Below are 17723 nucleotides of genomic sequence, written 5' to 3'. Positions count from 1 at the left end.
AGAATCCATGCAGACATCATTTTCGCTCCGCACCTCGCAGACGATCGCCGTGCTCGCTGTCGGCCAGCTCATCGGCTGGGGCACCACTTTCGACATGCTCGGCGTCATGGGCCGCATCGTCGCGCCAAAGCTGACGCTTCCGAACGAAGTGATCTTCGCCGGCCTGACGGTCATGATGGTGATCAGCGCGATTGCCGGCCCGGCAACGGGGCGCTGGCTCGGCCGTTACGGCGCGGCAAAGGTGCTCGCTGCCGCATCTGTCACCTTCGCGACCGGCCTGCTGCTGCTCGCGGTAACGACGAATCTTCTGGTCTATGCCTTCGCCTGGGTCGTGATCGGCTTCGGCGGCGCGCTCGGGCTCTCGGCGCCCTGCTATACGGCGGTCGTCGAGCGGGAAGGCGCGAACGGCAAGCGGGTGATCGCCATCCTCATGCTGTTCACCGGTCTCTCGGCCACCATCTTCTGGCCGGTCCTCACGCTGCTCAACGATGCCTTCGGCTGGCGCATCACCTTTCTCATCTGCGCGGCTTTGCACATTTTCGTCTGCCTGCCCCTGCATCTCTTCGGCCTGCCGAAACCGGTTGCCAGCCACACGCAGGGAGCGGCGGCCGAAACGCCGCCGGTGGAGCTGACACCCGCTGATCGGCGCAAGGCATTTCTGCTGATCGCCGCGGCTACCACGCTCTGCAGCTTCATCAGCTTCGGCATTGCGCCGTCGCTGCTCGAAATGTTTCGCCAGTCCGGCGCAACGCCGGCCTTTGCGCTGCAGCTGGGGTCAGCACGCGGCGTGATCGGCATTTCGGCCCGGGCGCTCGACATGCTGCTCGGCAAGCGTGGCAATCCGATCCTCACCTCGGCCATGGGCGTCGGCCTGATGCTGCTCAGCTTCCTGATGCTCCTGCTGGTCCCGCCATCGACATCGCTGCTCATCACTTTCGTCTTGATCTATGGCTTCGGCTCCGGCGTGCTCGCGGTCGCCCGCGCGCTGCTGCCGCTCGCGCTTTTTTCGGCGAAGGAATACGGTCTTCAGTCGGCCCGCCTGTCCACGCCGCAGAACCTCGCCAACGCGATTTCACCCGTCATCTTCACCGCCATGCTCGACTACGCCGGCGCCGGTGCGACGATTCTTGCCTGCGCGGGCCTCGCCGCTATCGCAATGGTTTTCGTGATTGCCCTGATGGGGCTTGTGCGCAACGCGGTTCCGAGCACGCAAGCGGCGTAAGCGCTAGCCCTCCGTCACCGCCCGAAACCGCATCTCGGCGCAGAAGAGCCGCGTCTTCGGCTCGCGCCGGGCTTTCGTCGAGACATGCTGCAGGTTGATCAGTCTCTGCGTTGCGAGCGGCAAGGCCGCATCCTGCAGAAGCGCTATGGTCATGCCGGCGATCGCTTGCGCCTGGCGTTGGCCCTGCATGTCGGACCATGCCTGCAGGGTCAGCAGATGTTCCTCGCCCGGCTCGGTCGCGGTCGAATAGTCGTTTGTCGTCACCTCGGCGATGACGAGGGCCGGCAGGTGCCTGCCCGAAACCAGCCTGTCGCTGATGCCGTCAGGGCCGATCAACGCCGTCAGGTCGGCATTGGCCACGAGCGTGGTGAAAATGGCCTGGAGCAATTCGTTGGCGGCGCTCATTCCTTGTTCCTTTGCGAGCGTGGTGTTGCGGGCGCTGCAATGGCCATTCTCCGAAGGGCGGCTGCGAGATCCGGGATCGTGATTGTCGCAAGGACGCTCATCCGCTCTTCTCCTCGCAATGGCAGATCAGGTATCGCCTCGTTTCATCAGGATCCTGCGTGGCGCCGATCCAGAAGATGCGCGCGCCCTTGCGCAGTCGCATGCCGGCCGCAACGTCGCTGCGCCAGCGCAGCCAGATGCGATGGGTGAGCGTGAAGGTCTCGCCGGCGGCCTCTTCTTCTACGGTGTAGTTCACCGGTTCGATCAGAGCCCAGGTTGCGGCCCTTTCCTCGAAGGTGATGGTTGCGCCGCCCTGGCCATCAGGCGTTTCGACGGGAGCCTCCAGCTCCAGCCGGGCATTCATTCGGCCGGGATCGAAGAAGGTCGAGCGCATGGTCAGAGACCTCGCAGCAGGAAGGGCGCGATCAGCCGGTCGTATCCCGGCGGGATCAGCGCCGGCTGGTCGTCTGTCGCGACCACGCCGCGGCAGGAGAACATCTGCGCGACATGGGTAAGCATCGCCCGCTTCAGCGTGTCCGGAACATCGGTCGCCGATGCGCCGAAGCCGGCGGTGAAATCGACTTCGATGCCGTTGACGGCGCGGCCGGGCCTCACGCGCTGCGTCAGCATCAGCCGCGCCGGGCGTCCCTGCCCATCCAGTACATGGCCTTCGAGCGAGACGGAGGAAGCGGCGCCGTCTCCATCGTAAATCGTCACGGATTCAATGGATTGCACCGGACCCCTGGCAATCTGAATCACGCCGTCTTCAGAAACTGAATCAAGATAGAGCCGCCAGCCCTGCGTCATCAGACATAGGCCAGTGGTGCGCTCCAGATGCTCGCGGGCGACGCGGATCAGCGCGGTGACGAGATGGTCTTCGTCCGGCGTATCGAGGCGCAGATGCGCCTTGGTCTCGGCAAGGGTCAGCACCTCCGCCGATGGCGGGGTGATCAGGGCGTAGGTCATGGAGGTGTCCTGCTTTCTACCTCCCCCTTGAGGGGGGAGGTCGCAGCGAAGCTGCGGGTGGGGAGTGATGGGTGGGGATCACCCCACCCGGACCTTCGGTCCTCCGGGCGAGCCACTGGTCTCGCCCGTCCTTCGGATTCCCCTCAAGGGGAGGGTAAGTCCTCAGCTCGCCGCAAACTTGATGAGCTTGATTGCCTCAAAATCCTGCACGCCGCCGCCGACACGCTTGGTCGTGTAGAAGAGCACATAGGGCTTGGCGGAATAGGGATCGCGCAGGATGCGCACCCCGGTGCGGTCGACGACGAGATAGCCCGACCGGAAGTCACCGAAGGCGATGGCGAAGGCATTGGCTGCGATATCAGGCATGTCCTCGGCCTCGGCGACCGGGAAGCCCATCAGCGAGGCGGGCTGGCCGGCTGACGCAGGCGGCTGCCAGAGATAGTGGCCGTCCGCATCCTTGAACTTGCGAATTGCCGCCTGGGTGCCGCGGTTCATGACGAAGGTGCCGTTCTGGCGATGGCCGGCCTTCAGCGAATAGACCGCATCGACTAGCGCATCGGACGGGCCTGTGGCGCTGAAGGCGCCGGCAGCGCCCGTCGGGACATAGCCGATATTGCCCCAGCTCCAGGCAGCTTCATCGACCGTGGGATAGGAGAGGAAACCCTTCGGCTTGCTGACGCCATCGCCGGATACGAAGGCAGCGCCCTCCTGCTCGGCAAAGACGATGTCGATCTCGCTCGAGATCCAGGCGTCGATGTTGACCGCCGCATCGTCGAGCAATGCCTGGGTGGCCGCCGGCATGGCATAGAGTTCCATGGTCGGGAAGGTCAGTTCGGCGAGCTGCGGCGTCGATGTCTGCGGGCGGGCAGCCGTCTCCGCCACCCAGCCGGCGGCGAGACCCGCCGTCGTGAACGGCTTTTTCAGCACCGAGCCGGAGACCTGGCGTACCGTCGCCATCGAACGGAGCGGCGAGACGACGGAAAGGCGGCGGCCGATTTCGCTGTCGGTCTCGTCAGGCACGAGATAGCCGCCATCGCCATCCGAGCCGACCGAGAGTGCCTTTGCCTCAAGCTCGCGCAGGCCTGTCTCGTCGCCGCGGCGGATATAGGTCTCGAAGGCGGCCTTGTGTTCGGCGGCATCAGTGGAGCCTGCCCATGAACGACCGAGCGGCGGGCGGGCCTTCTTCAGCGCCAGCTGGTCCAGCACCTTCTTCTGCTCGTCCATGGCGCGGTTGATGCGGTCGACCTTGTCGCGGGTGACGACATCGGATGTCAGCTTCTGCTCGATCTCGCCGAGGCGGCGGTCGTTTGTCTCCTTGAAGGCCTCGAAAGCCTCCATGAAGTCGTCGAAGGCGGCCGTCATGGTGTCAGGCACGGCCTTGATTTCCAGCTCGGCGCGCGCGGGAGCCTCGTTGGCGATATGCTCATTCATTAAGATCATCCTTATTTGAATAGTTCGGGGTCTGAAGTTTCAGGGTCTGAAGGTTTCGGTCATCAACATCCGGGCCGCACGCCGCATCTGGCGGACAAGCTCGGTTTCACGATCGCGGAACCACCGCGCATTCTTGACGTTCTGAACGCGGGCCGAGGGCAGCATGGGGAAGGTCACGACAGAGATCTCCCAGAGGTCGGCCTCCAGGATGCGGCGCACGCCGGACTTGGAATCGGTCTTGGCGCGTACGGTGCGAAAGCCGATCGAGAGACCGTCGAGTGCCGCGTTCTTCAGCAGCTGGTGCACCTCCCTCGCCCGCGCCACGCCATCGGCGAGCACACCCTCGACATAGAGGCCGCGGCTGTCCTCGCGGATCGTCTTCCAGGCGCCGATCGGCTCTGAGGGATCATGCTGGAAGAGCATGCGTACGCCCTCCGGCCCGCGCTCGGAAAGCGACTTGCGAAAGGCGCCACGCTCGACCGTGTCCTTGCCGAGATCGACCTCGCCGAAGATGCTGGCATAGCCGGAAAAACTGCCGTCCTGTCTCAGCGCGCGCAGCTCCAGGCTGGCGAACTTGCGAGTGTCGGCGCCGATTTCAGCACGCGTGCGGAAATGCGCCTCGGCGATGCTCAAGGTCATGGCAGGCTCCTGATTGTCTGATGGGATGTGCGGGGGTTGCCCGGAATTCTTGATGGGATGAGTGTCGTTGTTCCAAAACCGCTGCGCAGTTCTGGGCAGCAAGCATCAGCGGCCGAAGCGGCCGGCGACGCGATGGAGGATTCCAAGCCCCCACCAGGCGCAGAGGCTGGCGGCGGCGGAACCCGACAGCATGGTCTCAAAGGCCGACAGCGTATCGGAAAGCGCCAGCCGTTCGGCGATCCACACGCCGGCCGGACCGCCGAAGATGATCCCGCAGGCGAGGCCGGTGAAAAAGCGGCTCGCCGCTTCCCGCCTGTTTTTCGGCAGGAGATAAATCAGCGACACGGCGGCACCCGCCGACGCACCGACCGCCCTGGCCGTCCAGAGCCCGGCATCGTTGGAAAAGTCAGCCATTTTTAAGCTTTCCTGAATAGAATGATTTCATCGATGCGCGACACGGCGCATCCGAGGCCGGCGGCGATGCAACCGGCCAAGGATCGCCTGACCTCGGCCCGGCGCTACTGTTTTCATGAGTCTTGTGAATCGGTTGGAGCGAAGCCTTCGGAAATTGAGTCCGGGACTTCAGGGATTGAGTGAGCGTGCTCCCGACTTGTCCCCACTATCCAAGCATCGAGACTACGCCAGTGGCGATGTCGTAGCGCGCGGCGACGACCTTCAGTTTCCCCTGCTTGGTGGCATCAGTGATCACGGTCGAGGTTCGGCTGAGCAGCGTCGCCTGCATCTTCGCGTTCGCATCGATGGCAGCATCGAGATCGTTGCCTGCAGCATTCACGGCCGGCCAGATCGGCGCGTAGAGGGCGCCGATCTGGCCGGGAACGGCCTTGCCCTCGATGGTCGCCTTGACGGCGCCGCAATTGCTGTGTCCAAGGACCATCAGCAGATTAACGCCGAGGACTGCAATGCCATATTCGAGGCTGGCGGTGATTTCGGGCGTGGCGACATTCCCTGCGACGCGCACCACAAACAGGTGCCCGATGCTCTGGTCGAACACAAATTCGACCGGCACCCGTGAATCGGCGCAGGACAGCACTGCCGCGAAAGGCTCCTGCTTTTCCGCCGTCTTGGCCTTCAGAATGGCAAGGTCCTCATTCAGGGACTGAAGTCGCCCCTCGGTGAAGCGCTTGTTTCCATCCATCATCGTCTGGAGCGCTTCGTCGGGCGTCATCGTGCTCTGCGCTGATGCCGGCCTTGCGGATAGAGCAACCCCACCGGCCATGACTGCCGCGGTCCCGAGCGTGGTGCAGAGGAAGCGGCGACGCGAGAATGCCGCGTCTCCGCCGCGGGTCTCCGCTGAACAGGCAACGCAGCTGCAAGTCTCGCCAAAATGTTGTGCAATAGTGCTCATCTTCCCCTCCCAAGGCTGATCGTGTCGAAGAGCTGCTCCGTATGGCAACGCGAGTGCCGCTCTTTCGCAAGTAGCCAAAATGGATGAGTAGTGAAGCCTCCCTTTCAAAATTGCGGGTTGAGCGACCTTCGACGGCCACCAAGTGCAGCAGTTTGTGGCACCCTCAATAACCCACTGCCTGGCGCTTTTCCTCATCCGTCAGGAAGTCGGCATTGCCGACCCGCGTCCAGAGCTCGCTGCGCTCGGCGGCAAGCCCGGCGATCTGGTCGAGGTCGGGGGTGAGCTTCAGCACCTCGCCATAAGCACCTGAGAACCAGGCGGAAAGTGCCGCTGCCGTGCGGGTGAGCAGCGGCAGGACGGTCAGGCGGTAGAAGGCGCGGTTGGCCTCCTGGTAGTTGGCATAGGTGTTGTCGCCGGGAATGCCGAGCAGCATGGGCGGCACGCCGAAGGCGAGCGCTATGTCACGCGCCGCGCCATTGCGCGCCTCGACGAAATCCATGTCCTTCGGCGAAAGCCCCATCGATTTCCAGTCGAGCCCGCCCTCGAGCAACAGAGGCCTTCCGGCGCGCATCGGGCCGGAATAGCCGTCGTCGAGCTCCTGCTTCAGCCGCTGATATTGATCAGGCGAAAGATTGCCGCCTTCCTTCGGCTGGTAGACCAGCGCACCCGACGGCCGGGCGGAATTGTCGAGCAGCGCCTTGTTCCAGGTGGCAGCAGAATTGTGCAGGTCGAGCGCCACCTGGGCTGCGGCGAGCGGCGGGAAGCCGAGATGGTCGTCGAGCGGATGGAAGAGCTTCAGGTGCAGCAGCGCCAGCCCTTCCGCCTCCGCCGGAAACCGCCGGACGAGCCCGCCGGCGCGATATTCATAGGCTTCCGGCCAGCCGTCCCGGCCCTCGATGACGCCGATGCGATCCGGCCGCAGCAGATGCAGTTCGCGCAGCTCGGAGCCGACCGTGAGCGGCTCGACATAGGCATTGCCTGATAGCAGCAGGTGGCCATAGAGCGCCTCGAAGAAATCCGGGCCGCCCATGCGGGCGTTCGGCTGGCGCATCAGGGACAGCAGCGGATGATCCGGGAGTTCACGGTCGCCGACATAGAGCAGCCACACGACCGAAGCAGCGGCCTCCGCGATCAGCCGCACCGAGCGATGGGCAACCGGATTGCGCATGAAGCCCTCGCGGGCAAGGGCCGAATAGGAGCGGCCAGTCCACTGCGCCCTGCCCTCGCCGGCGAGGGCGACCAGGCCGCCCCACGCCTTGGTTTCGTGCATGGCTTTGCGGCCCGCCGTGGTGCGCCACGGCAGAGAAAAACGGATTTTCATGTTGGGCTCCTTTGGCGTTTCTCTTGAAGGGCGTGCTCTGCCTCGACTTAGGTTTTTGCCGGCGACCTTCATTTCGCCTGTGACTACGAGGACGATGGAAACGGGTTGCAGCCGCTGATATGTCTTTTCGGACTTGGGAAGCAGAGGAGATCGTAATGCCAAAATTCACTGTCAGCATCGAATTGGAGATCGTTGCCGACGACGAAGCCCATGCCGCCGCGCTTGGTTACAGGGCTCTGAGCGACAACCCTCCTCCGCTCGCTTACACCGTGACCAATGCCAATGGACAGAGCAAAGGCATAGTGGTGGACAGAGAAGCCGCCGAAATGTTCAGAGAGACCGACGACACGTTCAAAATTGCCGATAGCCTATTTTCGGTCTTCAAATCAAAGCGATAGTAGCAGTCGCGCCTTCAATCAAAGACGTCACGCGACCCCGCCCCTCGTTCCGATTGTGGCAGATCAACTCCGAGCGAAGCCCGAGGACGGCATGGGAGTATTCGAACCCGGCTGTGGGCCAAACCGATTTGATCCCGGCGTCGAACGAGAGCAGAGGAAGACCAGAATTGTGATCGTCCCAACGATCGGGACAATCATAAAAAAGTACCATGCGCCAGTGCGATCGGTATCGTGAAGGCGACGAACGAAAACTGCGAGCGACGGAAGACAATGTATCAGCCCAACGAGAGTGCCGATGATCATGAAGCGCGGCCTGCCGGCCCAGAGAACGGTGTCCAGGCCCCATGACCCCATGTTGAGGAGCGTCGAAACAAGCATGAACATCCAGAATTCAGATCTGGTGGCTCGACCGCTGAAGGTCGCGTATTTCGACATCGCCGCAATATAGGAATGCATCAAATCTTCCCCTGCTTCGGGTGTTAACCCATTAACTTCTGATGCAACCTATTGCAGATTTTTGTGAAAGTCGTTAGCAACTCTCGCGAAAGCCGAATATTTCCCTACAATGGTGATGCGACCTCGGCGAGTGGTTATAGTGTAGCGGAAGATTGTCGACCCAAAAGTGCTGCCTTCTCGGCCACATAGCCGGATCTCAGTGCAGCTCATTCAAAATATTGCGGCAGCTTTTCATCAATTCCAGGATATTTTCCTCGGTTAAAAGATGAGTTCGAGCGACTTCGTCAGCCACGTACGCGAATAATATTTTCTTTTGGAAACCTGCTTCGCAAACGACGCTTATCGTCGCGTATTCTTTCTCTTTTTTGTCTATCAGATATTCTTTTCTTAAAAACTCGTACCCATAGAATGGGAAAACACTTCTGACCAAGCGTTTTAGCATCTTCGGCTCGTTCCATAATGGATGTAGAGTTCGATGATGACCTTCAATTCAAAATTTTACTACCATGAATTGGGAAACGGCAGGAGTTTAACCTCTAGATCCGCGTCCTTACCGCCTTGTCCGTATCATAATCAGCCGCATAGCGCATTTCGCGGATGGGGCGGACGCGGGAGGTGGAGAGCTGGTAGTTCGGATGGGCCTTGTAGGCGGCAAGTGCTTCCTCGTCGTCGAACTCGCCATAGACGACGAGATCGATCTCGGTGCCGAACTGGTCGGTCTTGACGTTGGTGCCGATCTCCAGCAGCCGCGCATGGGGGATTTCCGTCAGGATCGACAGGCCGGCGCGCACCTCGTCGAGATTGGCGCTCGATGCGGTGAAGAAGACGATATGGCGGATCATGGCGACGCTCCCGGAATGCAGATGTCGCTGCGCGATATCACGCCGGTCCGGGCAGTTCAACGATCGAGCTACAGGTCACACCGTATAGCTGATCGCGGCATAGTAGGCTTTCGCGTCCACGGCGACCCGGTCGCCGGGCTCGCCGGGATTAACGATGGCGCGGGCGCCGACCCAATTCGCGGTCGTTCCCTTGAAGTAGTCGGACAGCTTCTTGCCGGTGAATTTTCCGTTGATCATGCCGTCGAACAGGATGTCGACCGCCTTTGCAGGTTTGAGCGCATCGGTCGGCGTCGCGATACCGAATTTGGCATAATTCGCCTTGCCGGTGATCTGCACCAGGCCGCGACCGCGATAGCGCCAGCCATCACCGCTCTCCTCGTTGCCGTTTCCGATCTTGTTTGCATAGGCCCGGTTGGCGATCCTCTCCGGCTGGTGGGCATAGTCTTCGGCCTGCGCCACAGTGAACTTCGCCGGAAAGACCTGGCGCAGCCGCTGCGCACTGTAATTCATGTTCTCTTCGATCGGCTGCATGCCGGCACCGGCCTCGCGGTGAGCGGTCCCCATGATATAAGCGAGCCAGCGGTCGTCACTCGCCGAATATTTGGCCTCCCATTCGTCAAGAATGGCCTCATGGCCATCCACCTGCTGTTGGTTGAGGCCGTTCGGATAAAGCCTGTCATGCAGATGGTCGAAGAAGAAATCCCGGTTGATCTTGCTCACGCTTCATCCATCGCAGCTGTCAAAGGCAAAACGCAAAAGTCGCAGGCTCCGCGGAAATTCGCGCCCCGTTTTCGCATTGCCCTTGATCGGTTTCATCCCCTTGGGCACGCCTTCCGGCGCCGCCAATTCGATTGTATATTTTTAAGATACAACCCGAAAGCAACCCAGGTGTTACATGGCTGAACACACCGAATGGGCGTTTACTAATCCAAAAGATTATTTTCTTTCAATCGTTTAAAATAAATTCAATCGTTTAAAGTTTAGTAGACCCTGATTTACAATTCAGTTTCCATGTGGAACCTTCGTGCTCGTTCGACGTTTCGTCGCCGTCCAATCAAGAGAGGATCACATGCAAAAACAGACTGCTCCGCAGCCCACCATTCCCCAGCATGTCGTCGAGCGCATGGAAGACGAATGGCGCCAGATGCGGCCTGTCCGCGAGACACCTCCTGCCAAGCCGGCACCGCAGCAACCGGCCGAATAATCGCCGGATCACCCGGATCAAATGCCCCGTACGCGGGGCTCTCCATTTCCCTCCAGCATCAGTGCCGTCAGCGCCCAGACCAGGGCATCCAGCCGGTCGGGCGACCGGCCTAAGGACAATCCGTCCGGGCCGAAATCGCACATCTGGTCTTCCAGAGCCGTAAACCGCGCCGCATGGGCCACCCGGCCTTGCTCATAAAGGGCTGCGACCGGCTCGGCCCGCAGGAATTTTCCGCGTGTGGCCCTGACAGTCGAGACCGGCAGCACCGTGTCGACGCTTCTCAGCATTGCCGTCACCATGTCGCCGCCCTGGTTGATCTCGGCGACGACCCGGTCGGCATCGAAGCGGCGATAGGCGCGCACCACGGCCGCCGCCCAGGCGGCTGGGCTTGCGTCCTCCACTGAGCAATCCGCCAAGACAACCGCCCGGCCGGAAGCTTCCAGTCCAGCGACGACAATACCGCAGCACGATTGCGCGCCGGCAGCCGCCGGCGGGTCGACCGCGACGACGATGCGTCTGAGCGCGCCGGCAAAGCGGATCGTGACCGCCTCGATGGCCTCGCGCTTCCACAGCGCATCCCCGCGATGCTCGATCAGCTCGCCGTCCAGTTCCTGCCGGCCGAGCCGGGTGCCGCCATAGCGGGCGGAGAGCGCATCGATGAAGCCGGGCGCCAGGTTATCAGTATTCGACAGCGTGCTCATGCGGGTCAGCCGCGTTCCGCCATCGGCCATCAACCCTTTCAGCAGCGGCACCGGCCTTGGCGTCGTCGTCACCAGTTGGCGCGGCGCCGTCCCCAGTCGCAGGCCGAATTGCAGCATGTCCCAGGTCTCCTGCCCGTGCTTCCATTTGGCAAGTTCGTCGCACCAGGCGAAATGAAACTGCGGCCCGCGCAGGCTCTCGGGATCTTCCGACGAAAAGAGCTGCGCCACCGCGCCGTTCGGCCAGACGAGCCGGCGGCGCGAGATTTCGAATTCCGGTCTCTTTGGCCCGGCGATTCGGCAGATGCCCGAGACGCCGTCGATCATCACCTCGCGGGCGTCACCGAGCGTTTCGGCGACAAGCGCGATGCGCAGATCCGATCGTTCCCCGGCGCTGGCGATCGCCTGCACCCATTCGGCGCCGGCCCTCGTCTTGCCGGAACCGCGACCGCCGAGGATGAGCCAGGTGCGCCAGTCACCCTTGGGAGGCTGCTGATCCAAACGGCCGGCAATGCTCCATTCCCTCGGCGAATGATCGACATGGGCCATAGCGGCGACCGTATCGGCGATCTCGGCATCCAGCGACGATCCGTTTTGCTGCGAACCATCGGACGAAAGATGGGTCCCCGCCATCGGCTCGTTACTCTCACCTATGGTGCTGTCGATCGCGGCCGGCGGGGAGCGGTTCACGCTCCATGTCCGCTGCCAGCTTCCGGCCGGAATTCAGTCCTGCATTCGCCTGCCGGCGCAGGCTGTCGATTGTGTTCATTCGCGCTTCATAGGCATCAAGACATTTTCGCAGCCGCCGAAGCAGCTCATCGGTCGAACGGTGTTTGAGCGGCGGGCGTTCGGATGGCAGGCGGGCCGGTGTCGGCAATTGCATCGTCCGGTCCGGATTGCCCTTCAGCGCCATCCCCTGCCCGGGCACCAGGAGTGTGCTCGTGCTGCTCAAGAATTTTAGCCACGCGCTCCTGGACCCGCTTCTCGATGAGTTCCATGAGAAGCCGTTTCTTTTCCTCATATCCCAAGCTGTCGGCATTGCGTTCCGCCTCCATCTCGCGGTCGCGGGCAAGCTGGCGCTGCAGCGCATCGACCTTTTCCAGCGTGCGCACGATCAGCGACATGGCATCCGTCGCCGCCTTGATATCGGCGCGGGCAAGCTTTGCCGCCGCCTCGTCAGCATCGGGTCCGCAGAGCAGCTCGGCCGTGGCCCTGAGCTTGCGGAAATGGTCGAACTGCTCGCGCATCTCGCGCGTCATATCGTTGAGAAGCAGCCGCAGGTCTTCCTGCGGCACATCCGCTGATTTCGTTTCCAGAAGGATATCAGCTGCCTGCCGACGACATTCCTCCTCGCTCCAGCCGACCTCACCAGCTTCGAGCCACCCGTCATAGGCCGGTTTCTCCGGCCATGCGCCAAACAGCGCCGGGTCGAAATTGTCGATGCCCTGCATGAAACCCTCCGGACGCGGAAAGACGCCGCCAGCCCGAAAGCTGCGGAGACCACGGTCTACGATGTTCTGAAACTCAGCGGATGTACGACCCTACGGATCAGCTTCCCGAAACCAGGAAGCGATGCCCGCAGCCGCAACTTTCCGACTATGCCTGAACCCTATCAAACCACCGTCACGCCGTCAAGGATTATTTTCCTATGTCTGTGATTTTTCTTTGACCGAAGTTTTTGGGGGCGATCCTGGGCGGGGATTTTGGGCGGGGATTTTAGGCTCCGGCGGGCGACGCATCGGTCGCTTCCGCCGGAGCCGGGTTCGTCAAACCTGCTTGTCGATCTTCCGGAACTGCCTTGCACCCTTCTTGTAATCCGGGCGCGGGGCACTGGATTTGATATCAGTCAAGGCGACGTCGAAGCATTCGTCGAACAGGAACAGGCGCCATTCCGAAACCGGCGGTAGGCTGCTCTCGCCATCCACCTGCCATGCGTTCATGGCGGGCTTGAAGGCCGTGGTCGTTCCGACCGTGTGGACCTCCACCACGCGCGGCAGGCCCTCGTAGGTCAGCGAGAGGCAGAGCCCCTTTTCGATAGCCGAGATCGCCAACGCCTTGTTCTGGGTGGCCTGCGCAAGGTTCTTGGGCTTGTAGTTCTTGATTTTGTGGGCGACTTCGCCGGCCCGGAAAGATGATTGGTTGGCCACGTTCTGCTCTCCTTCATAAATTGCAGGGCGCAGTTTATACGATTCTGACGGGGACGCATGGGGATAAAAGGCGAGACTATTTTCCTATCCGCCATTCGTTTTGATTAGACCCGCACCACCCGATCGCGCGATTGTGAGGTCTCCTTGCCCAGCGTATCGTGCCCGCGGTTTTTTCGCAACCATCGGGGGAATTCGAGATGCGATCCACTCATTTCATGGCAGCCACGCTGCTTGCGTCCTGCTGTCTTTCCGCCGCCTCCCTGCAGGCGGCCGAAAGCACTGTTGCACGGGGCAAATATCTCGTGCAGGTCGGCGGCTGCGGCGATTGTCATACGCCCGGCTATTTCCTCGGCAAGGCCGACGAGAGCCGCTATCTCGGCGGTTCCGATGTCGGCTTCAAGATACCGCCCGGAACCTTCGTCGGCGCGAACCTGACGCCCGACAAGGAGACCGGGCTTGGCAGCTGGTCGGTCGAGCAGATCGTCACCGCCATGACCAAGGGCCAGCGGCCGGACGGGCGGATGCTGTCCGAGGTCATGCCGTGGCGCGACTTTGCGCATCTCACAGCCGCCGACGCCAAATCCATCGCCATGTACCTGAAATCGCTGCCGCCCGTGAGCCATAAGGTTCCAGGCCCGCTGGGACCGAACGAGAAGCCGGACTTTCCAGTGCTGACGGTGGTGGCGCCCTAACGCTGGAACATCCGCGCGCCCAGATCGTATCCGGCAGCGTTGGATAGTGCCAAGGTCAGAACCAAGACGGGCAACGCGGTCAGACTGATGACCGCCGTTGTCCGATCGTCATTTGAAATTCTACTCAAGCATTCGCTTGTGTCATTCAGGCGGTATGATAGGTTTCAGATGCAATGAGGCGTTGCGATTAACGTCATTCAGAGTGAATTCCCGAGATTTTTTACACCCTTTAGAGGAGATATCCATGTCTAAGATGATGATTCTCGGCGTAAAAGGCGAAGACAAGCTCTGGCTGGTCGACTTCGAGGCGGGTAGCGTAACCGCCATGGATGGAACGCGGGAAGACTATATGGCCCGCCGTGACGCGGAAGGCGCCACCTCGGACGTAGACGTCGCGGTTGCGGTTGAACCTGCTGAATCCGCATTTTCGGGCCGTATGTACAAGACGCCGGAAAATGCCGAGTTTACCCTCGTATTCGACACTGAAGAGGCGGCATTTTCCGGGCAATATTACAAAACTCCAGCTTCCGGCAGCTCTGCTGTAGACGTCGCGGTTGCCGTCGAAACCGTCGAATCCCCATTTTCGGGCCGTCTTTACAAGACGCCGGAAAATGCCGAATTTAGCCTCGTATTCGATACTGAAGAGACGGCATTTTCCGGGCAGTATTACAAAACTCCAGCTTCCGGCAGCTCTGCCACGGAACGCTCGTCTCACTGACGCGCCGGCCCGACTCGGGCCCGCAAGGGCCTGAGTCTCCTGGACCACAGAGTTTACGGCGCAACATTGACCACCTATTCCGATCGTATCTGTTCGCCTGATGAGACGATGGCGCGTGTCGTGCCGCTCCTCAGCCGATATGGAATAAGTCGCCTGGCTCGGCTGACGGATCTGGACAAGATCGGCATTCCGGTCTGGAACGCGATCGCCCCGAACTCCCGCTCGATCGTGATCAATCAGGGCAAGGGAATAGAGGACATCGACGCAAAGGTCTCAGCGGCGATGGAAGCCCTGGAACGCGCGGTTGCCGGTGATCCGAAGCTTGAGTTGCGCAACGCCAGTCAACGCGAACTGTTATCCGAAGGTTTTGGTGCCGAGACACTCGATACGCTGATTTTGGCTGGCCAACGCGAAGTCCATCCGGAAGAAAGTTTGTCGTGGACGATCGGTTTCGACATCCTGCAAAAGCGCCCCACCTGGGTGCCTGTCAACGCGGTCCAGCTCGACGACAGAAGCGTCAACAGGTTCTGGCAGTCGTCGGACGGTCTGGCCTCGGGAAATACCCTGTCGGAGGCGACGTTCCACGGGCTGTTGGAGCGCATTGAGCGAGATGCCGAGATTCTGTCGCAATTTATCCCGGCCGAGGAACGCAGGCTGAATTGCGTAGACCCGAAGTCTTTTCGGGATCCGGTCGTCGACAGCCTCACGGCCAGGGTTCGCGCAGCCGGATTCAGGCTCCAGATGTTCAACATCACCAGCAATGTCGGCGTACCCTGCATCGAGGCTTTTATCGCCCCGGCGGTGCCGGCCGGCGGCATCATGCGCTACATCGAGATGACGCAGGGTGCCGGAGCCCACCCCAACGGCGTGCGCGCCGCAATCCGAGCTATCACCGAGGCCGCGCAATCGAGGCTGACCTATATCAGCGGGGCCCGTGACGACATCCTTCCGGAAACATTTGTCCGGCCGCTTCCCGATCATCTTTTTAAACTTCTTTCCATCGGGCCAACGGAAGTTCCCCCCAAGTTTGAGACTATTGCCGGAACGACGGTCGATGAGATGCTGTCGTCCATCGTTGATCGGCTGGTCGCGGTGGGGATCAAGTCTGTCATCGTCATAGACCTCAATCCGGGCGAGCAAGCTTTCAGCGTCGCGAAAGTCATCGTGCCCGGGCTGGAAAATCCCGACGGGCGACGGAAACGAAGGCTTGGACCGCGGGCCCTCAAGCGGATCATGGGGGCGAGGTGAAAATGCGTAGCCCCCGGTGCTGACGGTGGTCGCGCTTTGACGCAAAAAACATCCATCAGTCCCGCCCGGCTCCCAGATCAGATCCGGCGGTGACGGGCGGTCCCATCAAGAGGTTGATGAGCACCAGCAGAGCGATGGCGCCGAACATGCCGACGAGGCGGTCGATCGCCGGCAGCAGGCTCGACGGCGGTCCTGATCCCTGCACCAGCGTCAGTATCAGCGCGACGGCAGCCTGAATGCCGAGGCCGGAAATGCCGCGGCGTCCGCTCTGCACCTGCATGGCCACGAAGGTGCCGGCCATGATCGCCATCAGCCATGGGACGAGAAGCTGCGTCAACGGCAGGGCCAGCAGCATAAGGCCGATTGCGCCGCCGATCGCGCAGCCGGCGGCGCGCTGAAGCATGCGCTGGTCGATCGCCCGCTGGTCGGCGTCGGCAAGGCCGGTCAGGACGGGAACCGCCATGACCGCGCCGATCGATATGGCCATCTGGCTGAGATTGGGCAGCTCCAGCTGTCGCCAGATCACCGGCACGAGAGCAATCGTCGTGCCGGTGCGCGTCGCATGGGACAGGACGTGCCAGTTGGGACCGAAAAGGCTGCCCCAGCCGGGTGCCGCAGGCGGCGGCGTTCCCTCCGGCGGGGCGAGCAGCCACGTCATCGACAGGGCAACCACCGGACTTTCGAGGCGACGGGCGGCACAGCGGTCGGATCGTTCTCAGGGGTCCCAGCGGTCATTCTGCCACTTTGCCGCGAATTCGATCTTCTGCCAAGACCGCCTGCCGGCGGCACAAGGCGGCTCGCCTATACATTTGATTATACTAATATTATAATCCCGGCATGACCAGGGAGGAGCTCATAGCCTTCGCGCTCAATCTGCCGGAGGCAACCGAAAGCGCGCATTTCGAGAGGCGGGCTTTTCGTGTGCGCGGGCGGATTTTCATGACCTTGCCCGGCGGTGATTATTGCGTGGTGCGGCTGAAGCCCGACCAGCAGAAGATGGCGCTCGCGATTGCCCCTGACGTGACTGTTGTCGTTCCCGGCGGCTGGGGCGAGCGTGGGGCGACGCGGCTCTATCACGCGGCCGCCGACGACCGCACTGTGCATGACCTTGTCCAGCAGGCGTGGAAGAATGCGGCGCCCAAATCACTGATTTCGAAGGAAGAATAGGTGACAAGAGCCTTTCCGAACTAGGCCTTGGAGCCATCCCGCTCGGTGATTTCGGCAGGGTCGCTCTCCGCCTTTGCCTCCTCGGCCTCTTCCATCTTGTCTCCGACCGTCAGCGGCCAGTCGACCACGTAATCCTCGTAGTCCTCGATATCGATGCCCTCTTCGCTGATCGTGCGGCCGCGCGCGGAAATACCGGCCTGATGGACGGTTTCTGGATCGCCTGAAATCAGCGGATGCCACCAGTAGAGGTCGCGGCCCTCATTGACCAGCCGGTAGCCGCAAGTGGGCGGAAGCCAGGCGATGTCGGGGACGTTTTCCTTGGTCAGCTGCACGCAATCGGGCACGAAATCCCAGCGATTGGGATAGCTGGAGCAACGACAGCTCTCGCCATCGAGCAGCTTGCAGCGGATAGAGGTGAAATAGACGTCGCCGGTATCCCATTCCTCCAGCTTGTTCAGACAGCAGAGGCCACAGCCATCGCAGAGGCTTTCCCACTCCTCGGCGTTCATCTCGGCCAGCGTCTTGCGCTTCCAGAAAGGCAGTTCGTCCATCATTCCTCGGTTCTTGGCCTCAGTTCTTGGGCCTTTGTTCTCAAGTCTCAGTCTTTGGGGCGCTAGCGCAGACGTGACCATAAAGCACAGCCCGCCGCATCTCTCTTGTTCTTTTCCCCAAATCAACCAATTATTCAATCAGGCGCGATTATGAGTGAATCCTGACCTTCTTAGGTCGGGTTCGGCAAATCAGGCCAATTCGGGCGGGAATTC

The 17723-nt window shown here is 61.4% G+C and carries 22 protein-coding genes; 7 read left to right on the top strand and 15 right to left on the bottom strand.

Annotated elements, in window-relative coordinates:
- Window positions 1–7 precede the first annotated feature (7 nt).
- Window positions 8–1222 carry an MFS transporter gene (locus tag DTW90_RS11630; RefSeq protein WP_149338334.1) on the top strand — a complete coding sequence of 405 codons (1215 nt, stop codon included), beginning with the start codon at window positions 8–10 and terminating at the stop codon, window positions 1220–1222.
- A gap of 3 nt (window positions 1223–1225) precedes the next feature.
- On the opposite strand, the gene DTW90_RS11625 is transcribed toward DTW90_RS11630, so the two are convergent.
- The 8 genes from DTW90_RS11625 to DTW90_RS11590 form a co-directional block, all read right to left on the bottom strand.
- A complete protein-coding gene (locus tag DTW90_RS11625) occupies window positions 1226–1627 on the bottom strand; it encodes a DUF3168 domain-containing protein (protein WP_149338332.1) in 402 nt (133 codons plus the stop codon).
- A gap of 97 nt (window positions 1628–1724) precedes the next feature.
- Window positions 1725–2060, bottom strand: a complete 336-nt coding sequence (locus DTW90_RS11620) for a phage head closure protein (protein ID WP_149338330.1) — start codon at window positions 2058–2060, stop codon at window positions 1725–1727.
- 2 nt (window positions 2061–2062) lie between these two features.
- Complete coding sequence (locus DTW90_RS11615; protein ID WP_149338328.1) at window positions 2063–2632, bottom strand: phage head-tail connector protein; 570 nt, start codon at window positions 2630–2632, stop codon at window positions 2063–2065.
- Window positions 2633–2794: 162 nt separating this feature from the next.
- A complete protein-coding gene (locus DTW90_RS11610; protein ID WP_149338327.1) occupies window positions 2795–4063 on the bottom strand; it encodes a phage major capsid protein in 1269 nt (422 codons plus the stop codon).
- A 39-nt stretch (window positions 4064–4102) separates the two neighbouring features.
- Window positions 4103–4702 carry an HK97 family phage prohead protease gene (locus tag DTW90_RS11605; protein ID WP_149338325.1) on the bottom strand — a complete coding sequence of 200 codons (600 nt, stop codon included), beginning with the start codon at window positions 4700–4702 and terminating at the stop codon, window positions 4103–4105.
- Window positions 4703–4807: 105 nt separating this feature from the next.
- Window positions 4808–5116, bottom strand: a complete 309-nt coding sequence (locus DTW90_RS11600) for a DUF6107 family protein (RefSeq protein WP_149338323.1) — start codon at window positions 5114–5116, stop codon at window positions 4808–4810.
- 205 nt (window positions 5117–5321) lie between these two features.
- Complete coding sequence (locus DTW90_RS11595; protein WP_149338321.1) at window positions 5322–6068, bottom strand: carbonic anhydrase; 747 nt, start codon at window positions 6066–6068, stop codon at window positions 5322–5324.
- Window positions 6069–6231: 163 nt separating this feature from the next.
- The gene (locus DTW90_RS11590; RefSeq protein WP_149338319.1) at window positions 6232–7389 is read right to left on the bottom strand and encodes a phage portal protein; all 1158 of its coding nucleotides are present in this window, start codon (window positions 7387–7389) and stop codon (window positions 6232–6234) included.
- A gap of 155 nt (window positions 7390–7544) precedes the next feature.
- Here DTW90_RS11590 and DTW90_RS11585 point away from each other — a divergent pair, with 155 nt between their 5' ends.
- Complete coding sequence (locus tag DTW90_RS11585) at window positions 7545–7787, top strand: hypothetical protein (protein ID WP_149338317.1); 243 nt, start codon at window positions 7545–7547, stop codon at window positions 7785–7787.
- A gap of 992 nt (window positions 7788–8779) precedes the next feature.
- Here DTW90_RS11585 and DTW90_RS11575 read toward each other — a convergent pair.
- Together DTW90_RS11575 and DTW90_RS11570 are read right to left on the bottom strand one after the other, a co-directional pair.
- Window positions 8780–9085 (bottom strand): Dabb family protein, encoded by a 306-nt coding sequence (locus DTW90_RS11575; RefSeq protein ID WP_132517452.1) that lies wholly within the window; start codon window positions 9083–9085, stop codon window positions 8780–8782.
- A gap of 75 nt (window positions 9086–9160) precedes the next feature.
- The gene (locus DTW90_RS11570; protein ID WP_246664927.1) at window positions 9161–9805 is read right to left on the bottom strand and encodes a hypothetical protein; all 645 of its coding nucleotides are present in this window, start codon (window positions 9803–9805) and stop codon (window positions 9161–9163) included.
- Between the two features lie 349 nt (window positions 9806–10154).
- Between DTW90_RS11570 and DTW90_RS38035 the strand changes: the two genes are divergently transcribed.
- On the top strand, window positions 10155–10289 hold the full coding sequence (locus DTW90_RS38035) for a hypothetical protein (protein ID WP_281024700.1): 135 nt from the start codon (window positions 10155–10157) through the stop codon (window positions 10287–10289).
- A gap of 17 nt (window positions 10290–10306) precedes the next feature.
- On the opposite strand, the gene DTW90_RS11565 is transcribed toward DTW90_RS38035, so the two are convergent.
- From DTW90_RS11565 to DTW90_RS11555, 3 genes are all read right to left on the bottom strand, one after another.
- Window positions 10307–11536 (bottom strand): terminase family protein, encoded by a 1230-nt coding sequence (locus DTW90_RS11565; protein ID WP_149338464.1) that lies wholly within the window; start codon window positions 11534–11536, stop codon window positions 10307–10309.
- Between the two features lie 266 nt (window positions 11537–11802).
- Window positions 11803–12438, bottom strand: a complete 636-nt coding sequence (locus DTW90_RS11560; protein WP_149338313.1) for a hypothetical protein — start codon at window positions 12436–12438, stop codon at window positions 11803–11805.
- Between the two features lie 315 nt (window positions 12439–12753).
- Entirely contained in the window at window positions 12754–13134 is a 381-nt protein-coding gene (locus tag DTW90_RS11555; protein WP_246664926.1) for a hypothetical protein, read from the bottom strand.
- 215 nt (window positions 13135–13349) lie between these two features.
- On the opposite strand from DTW90_RS11555, the gene DTW90_RS11550 reads away from it, so the two are divergent.
- The 3 genes from DTW90_RS11550 (at window position 13350) to DTW90_RS11540 (ending at window position 15792) form a co-directional block, all read left to right on the top strand.
- Window positions 13350–13826 (top strand): cytochrome c, encoded by a 477-nt coding sequence (locus tag DTW90_RS11550; protein WP_246664935.1) that lies wholly within the window; start codon window positions 13350–13352, stop codon window positions 13824–13826.
- Between the two features lie 253 nt (window positions 13827–14079).
- Window positions 14080–14544, top strand: a complete 465-nt coding sequence (locus DTW90_RS11545) for a hypothetical protein (protein WP_132517456.1) — start codon at window positions 14080–14082, stop codon at window positions 14542–14544.
- Between the two features lie 66 nt (window positions 14545–14610).
- A complete protein-coding gene (locus DTW90_RS11540; protein WP_281407565.1) occupies window positions 14611–15792 on the top strand; it encodes a YcaO-like family protein in 1182 nt (393 codons plus the stop codon).
- 55 nt (window positions 15793–15847) lie between these two features.
- Here the strand turns inward: DTW90_RS11540 and DTW90_RS11535 are convergent, their stop codons facing one another.
- Entirely contained in the window at window positions 15848–16450 is a 603-nt protein-coding gene (locus DTW90_RS11535) for a hypothetical protein (RefSeq protein WP_149338311.1), read from the bottom strand.
- 179 nt (window positions 16451–16629) lie between these two features.
- On the opposite strand from DTW90_RS11535, the gene DTW90_RS11530 reads away from it, so the two are divergent.
- Window positions 16630–16959, top strand: a complete 330-nt coding sequence (locus DTW90_RS11530; protein ID WP_149338309.1) for an MmcQ/YjbR family DNA-binding protein — start codon at window positions 16630–16632, stop codon at window positions 16957–16959.
- A 20-nt stretch (window positions 16960–16979) separates the two neighbouring features.
- Here DTW90_RS11530 and DTW90_RS11525 read toward each other — a convergent pair whose 3' ends face one another.
- Complete coding sequence (locus DTW90_RS11525) at window positions 16980–17510, bottom strand: YcgN family cysteine cluster protein (protein ID WP_149338456.1); 531 nt, start codon at window positions 17508–17510, stop codon at window positions 16980–16982.
- Between the last annotated feature and the right edge of the window lie 213 nt (window positions 17511–17723).

The organism is Neorhizobium sp. P12A (genome assembly GCF_008365395.1).
GTDB lineage: Bacteria > Pseudomonadota > Alphaproteobacteria > Rhizobiales > Rhizobiaceae > Rhizobium.
Note: the sequence above shows the minus strand (reverse complement) of the source record. Positions and strands in the feature narration are given on the sequence as shown.

Excerpts from the sequence above, each read along its gene's own strand:
- DTW90_RS38035 (WP_281024700.1), top strand. The coding sequence starts at position 10,155 with ATGCAAAAACAGACTGCTCCGCAGCCCACCATTCCCCAGCATGTCGTC.
- DTW90_RS11600 (WP_149338323.1), bottom strand. The coding sequence starts at position 5,116 with ATGGCTGACTTTTCCAACGATGCCGGGCTCTGGACGGCCAGGGCGGTC.
- DTW90_RS11585 (WP_149338317.1), top strand. The coding sequence starts at position 7,545 with ATGCCAAAATTCACTGTCAGCATCGAATTGGAGATCGTTGCCGACGAC.
- DTW90_RS11550 (WP_246664935.1), top strand. The coding sequence starts at position 13,350 with ATGGCAGCCACGCTGCTTGCGTCCTGCTGTCTTTCCGCCGCCTCCCTG.
- DTW90_RS11610 (WP_149338327.1), bottom strand. The coding sequence starts at position 4,063 with ATGAATGAGCATATCGCCAACGAGGCTCCCGCGCGCGCCGAGCTGGAA.
- DTW90_RS11595 (WP_149338321.1), bottom strand. The coding sequence starts at position 6,068 with ATGAGCACTATTGCACAACATTTTGGCGAGACTTGCAGCTGCGTTGCC.
- DTW90_RS11545 (WP_132517456.1), top strand. The coding sequence starts at position 14,080 with ATGATGATTCTCGGCGTAAAAGGCGAAGACAAGCTCTGGCTGGTCGAC.
- DTW90_RS11615 (WP_149338328.1), bottom strand. The coding sequence starts at position 2,632 with ATGACCTACGCCCTGATCACCCCGCCATCGGCGGAGGTGCTGACCCTT.
- DTW90_RS11605 (WP_149338325.1), bottom strand. The coding sequence starts at position 4,702 with ATGACCTTGAGCATCGCCGAGGCGCATTTCCGCACGCGTGCTGAAATC.
- DTW90_RS11575 (WP_132517452.1), bottom strand. The coding sequence starts at position 9,085 with ATGATCCGCCATATCGTCTTCTTCACCGCATCGAGCGCCAATCTCGAC.
- DTW90_RS11530 (WP_149338309.1), top strand. The coding sequence starts at position 16,630 with ATGACCAGGGAGGAGCTCATAGCCTTCGCGCTCAATCTGCCGGAGGCA.
- DTW90_RS11620 (WP_149338330.1), bottom strand. The coding sequence starts at position 2,060 with ATGCGCTCGACCTTCTTCGATCCCGGCCGAATGAATGCCCGGCTGGAG.
- DTW90_RS11630 (WP_149338334.1), top strand. The coding sequence starts at position 8 with ATGCAGACATCATTTTCGCTCCGCACCTCGCAGACGATCGCCGTGCTC.
- DTW90_RS11560 (WP_149338313.1), bottom strand. The coding sequence starts at position 12,438 with ATGCAGGGCATCGACAATTTCGACCCGGCGCTGTTTGGCGCATGGCCG.
- DTW90_RS11565 (WP_149338464.1), bottom strand. The coding sequence starts at position 11,536 with ATGGCCCATGTCGATCATTCGCCGAGGGAATGGAGCATTGCCGGCCGT.
- DTW90_RS11525 (WP_149338456.1), bottom strand. The coding sequence starts at position 17,510 with ATGGACGAACTGCCTTTCTGGAAGCGCAAGACGCTGGCCGAGATGAAC.
- DTW90_RS11535 (WP_149338311.1), bottom strand. The coding sequence starts at position 16,450 with ATGACGTGGCTGCTCGCCCCGCCGGAGGGAACGCCGCCGCCTGCGGCA.
- DTW90_RS11590 (WP_149338319.1), bottom strand. The coding sequence starts at position 7,389 with ATGAAAATCCGTTTTTCTCTGCCGTGGCGCACCACGGCGGGCCGCAAA.
- DTW90_RS11625 (WP_149338332.1), bottom strand. The coding sequence starts at position 1,627 with ATGAGCGCCGCCAACGAATTGCTCCAGGCCATTTTCACCACGCTCGTG.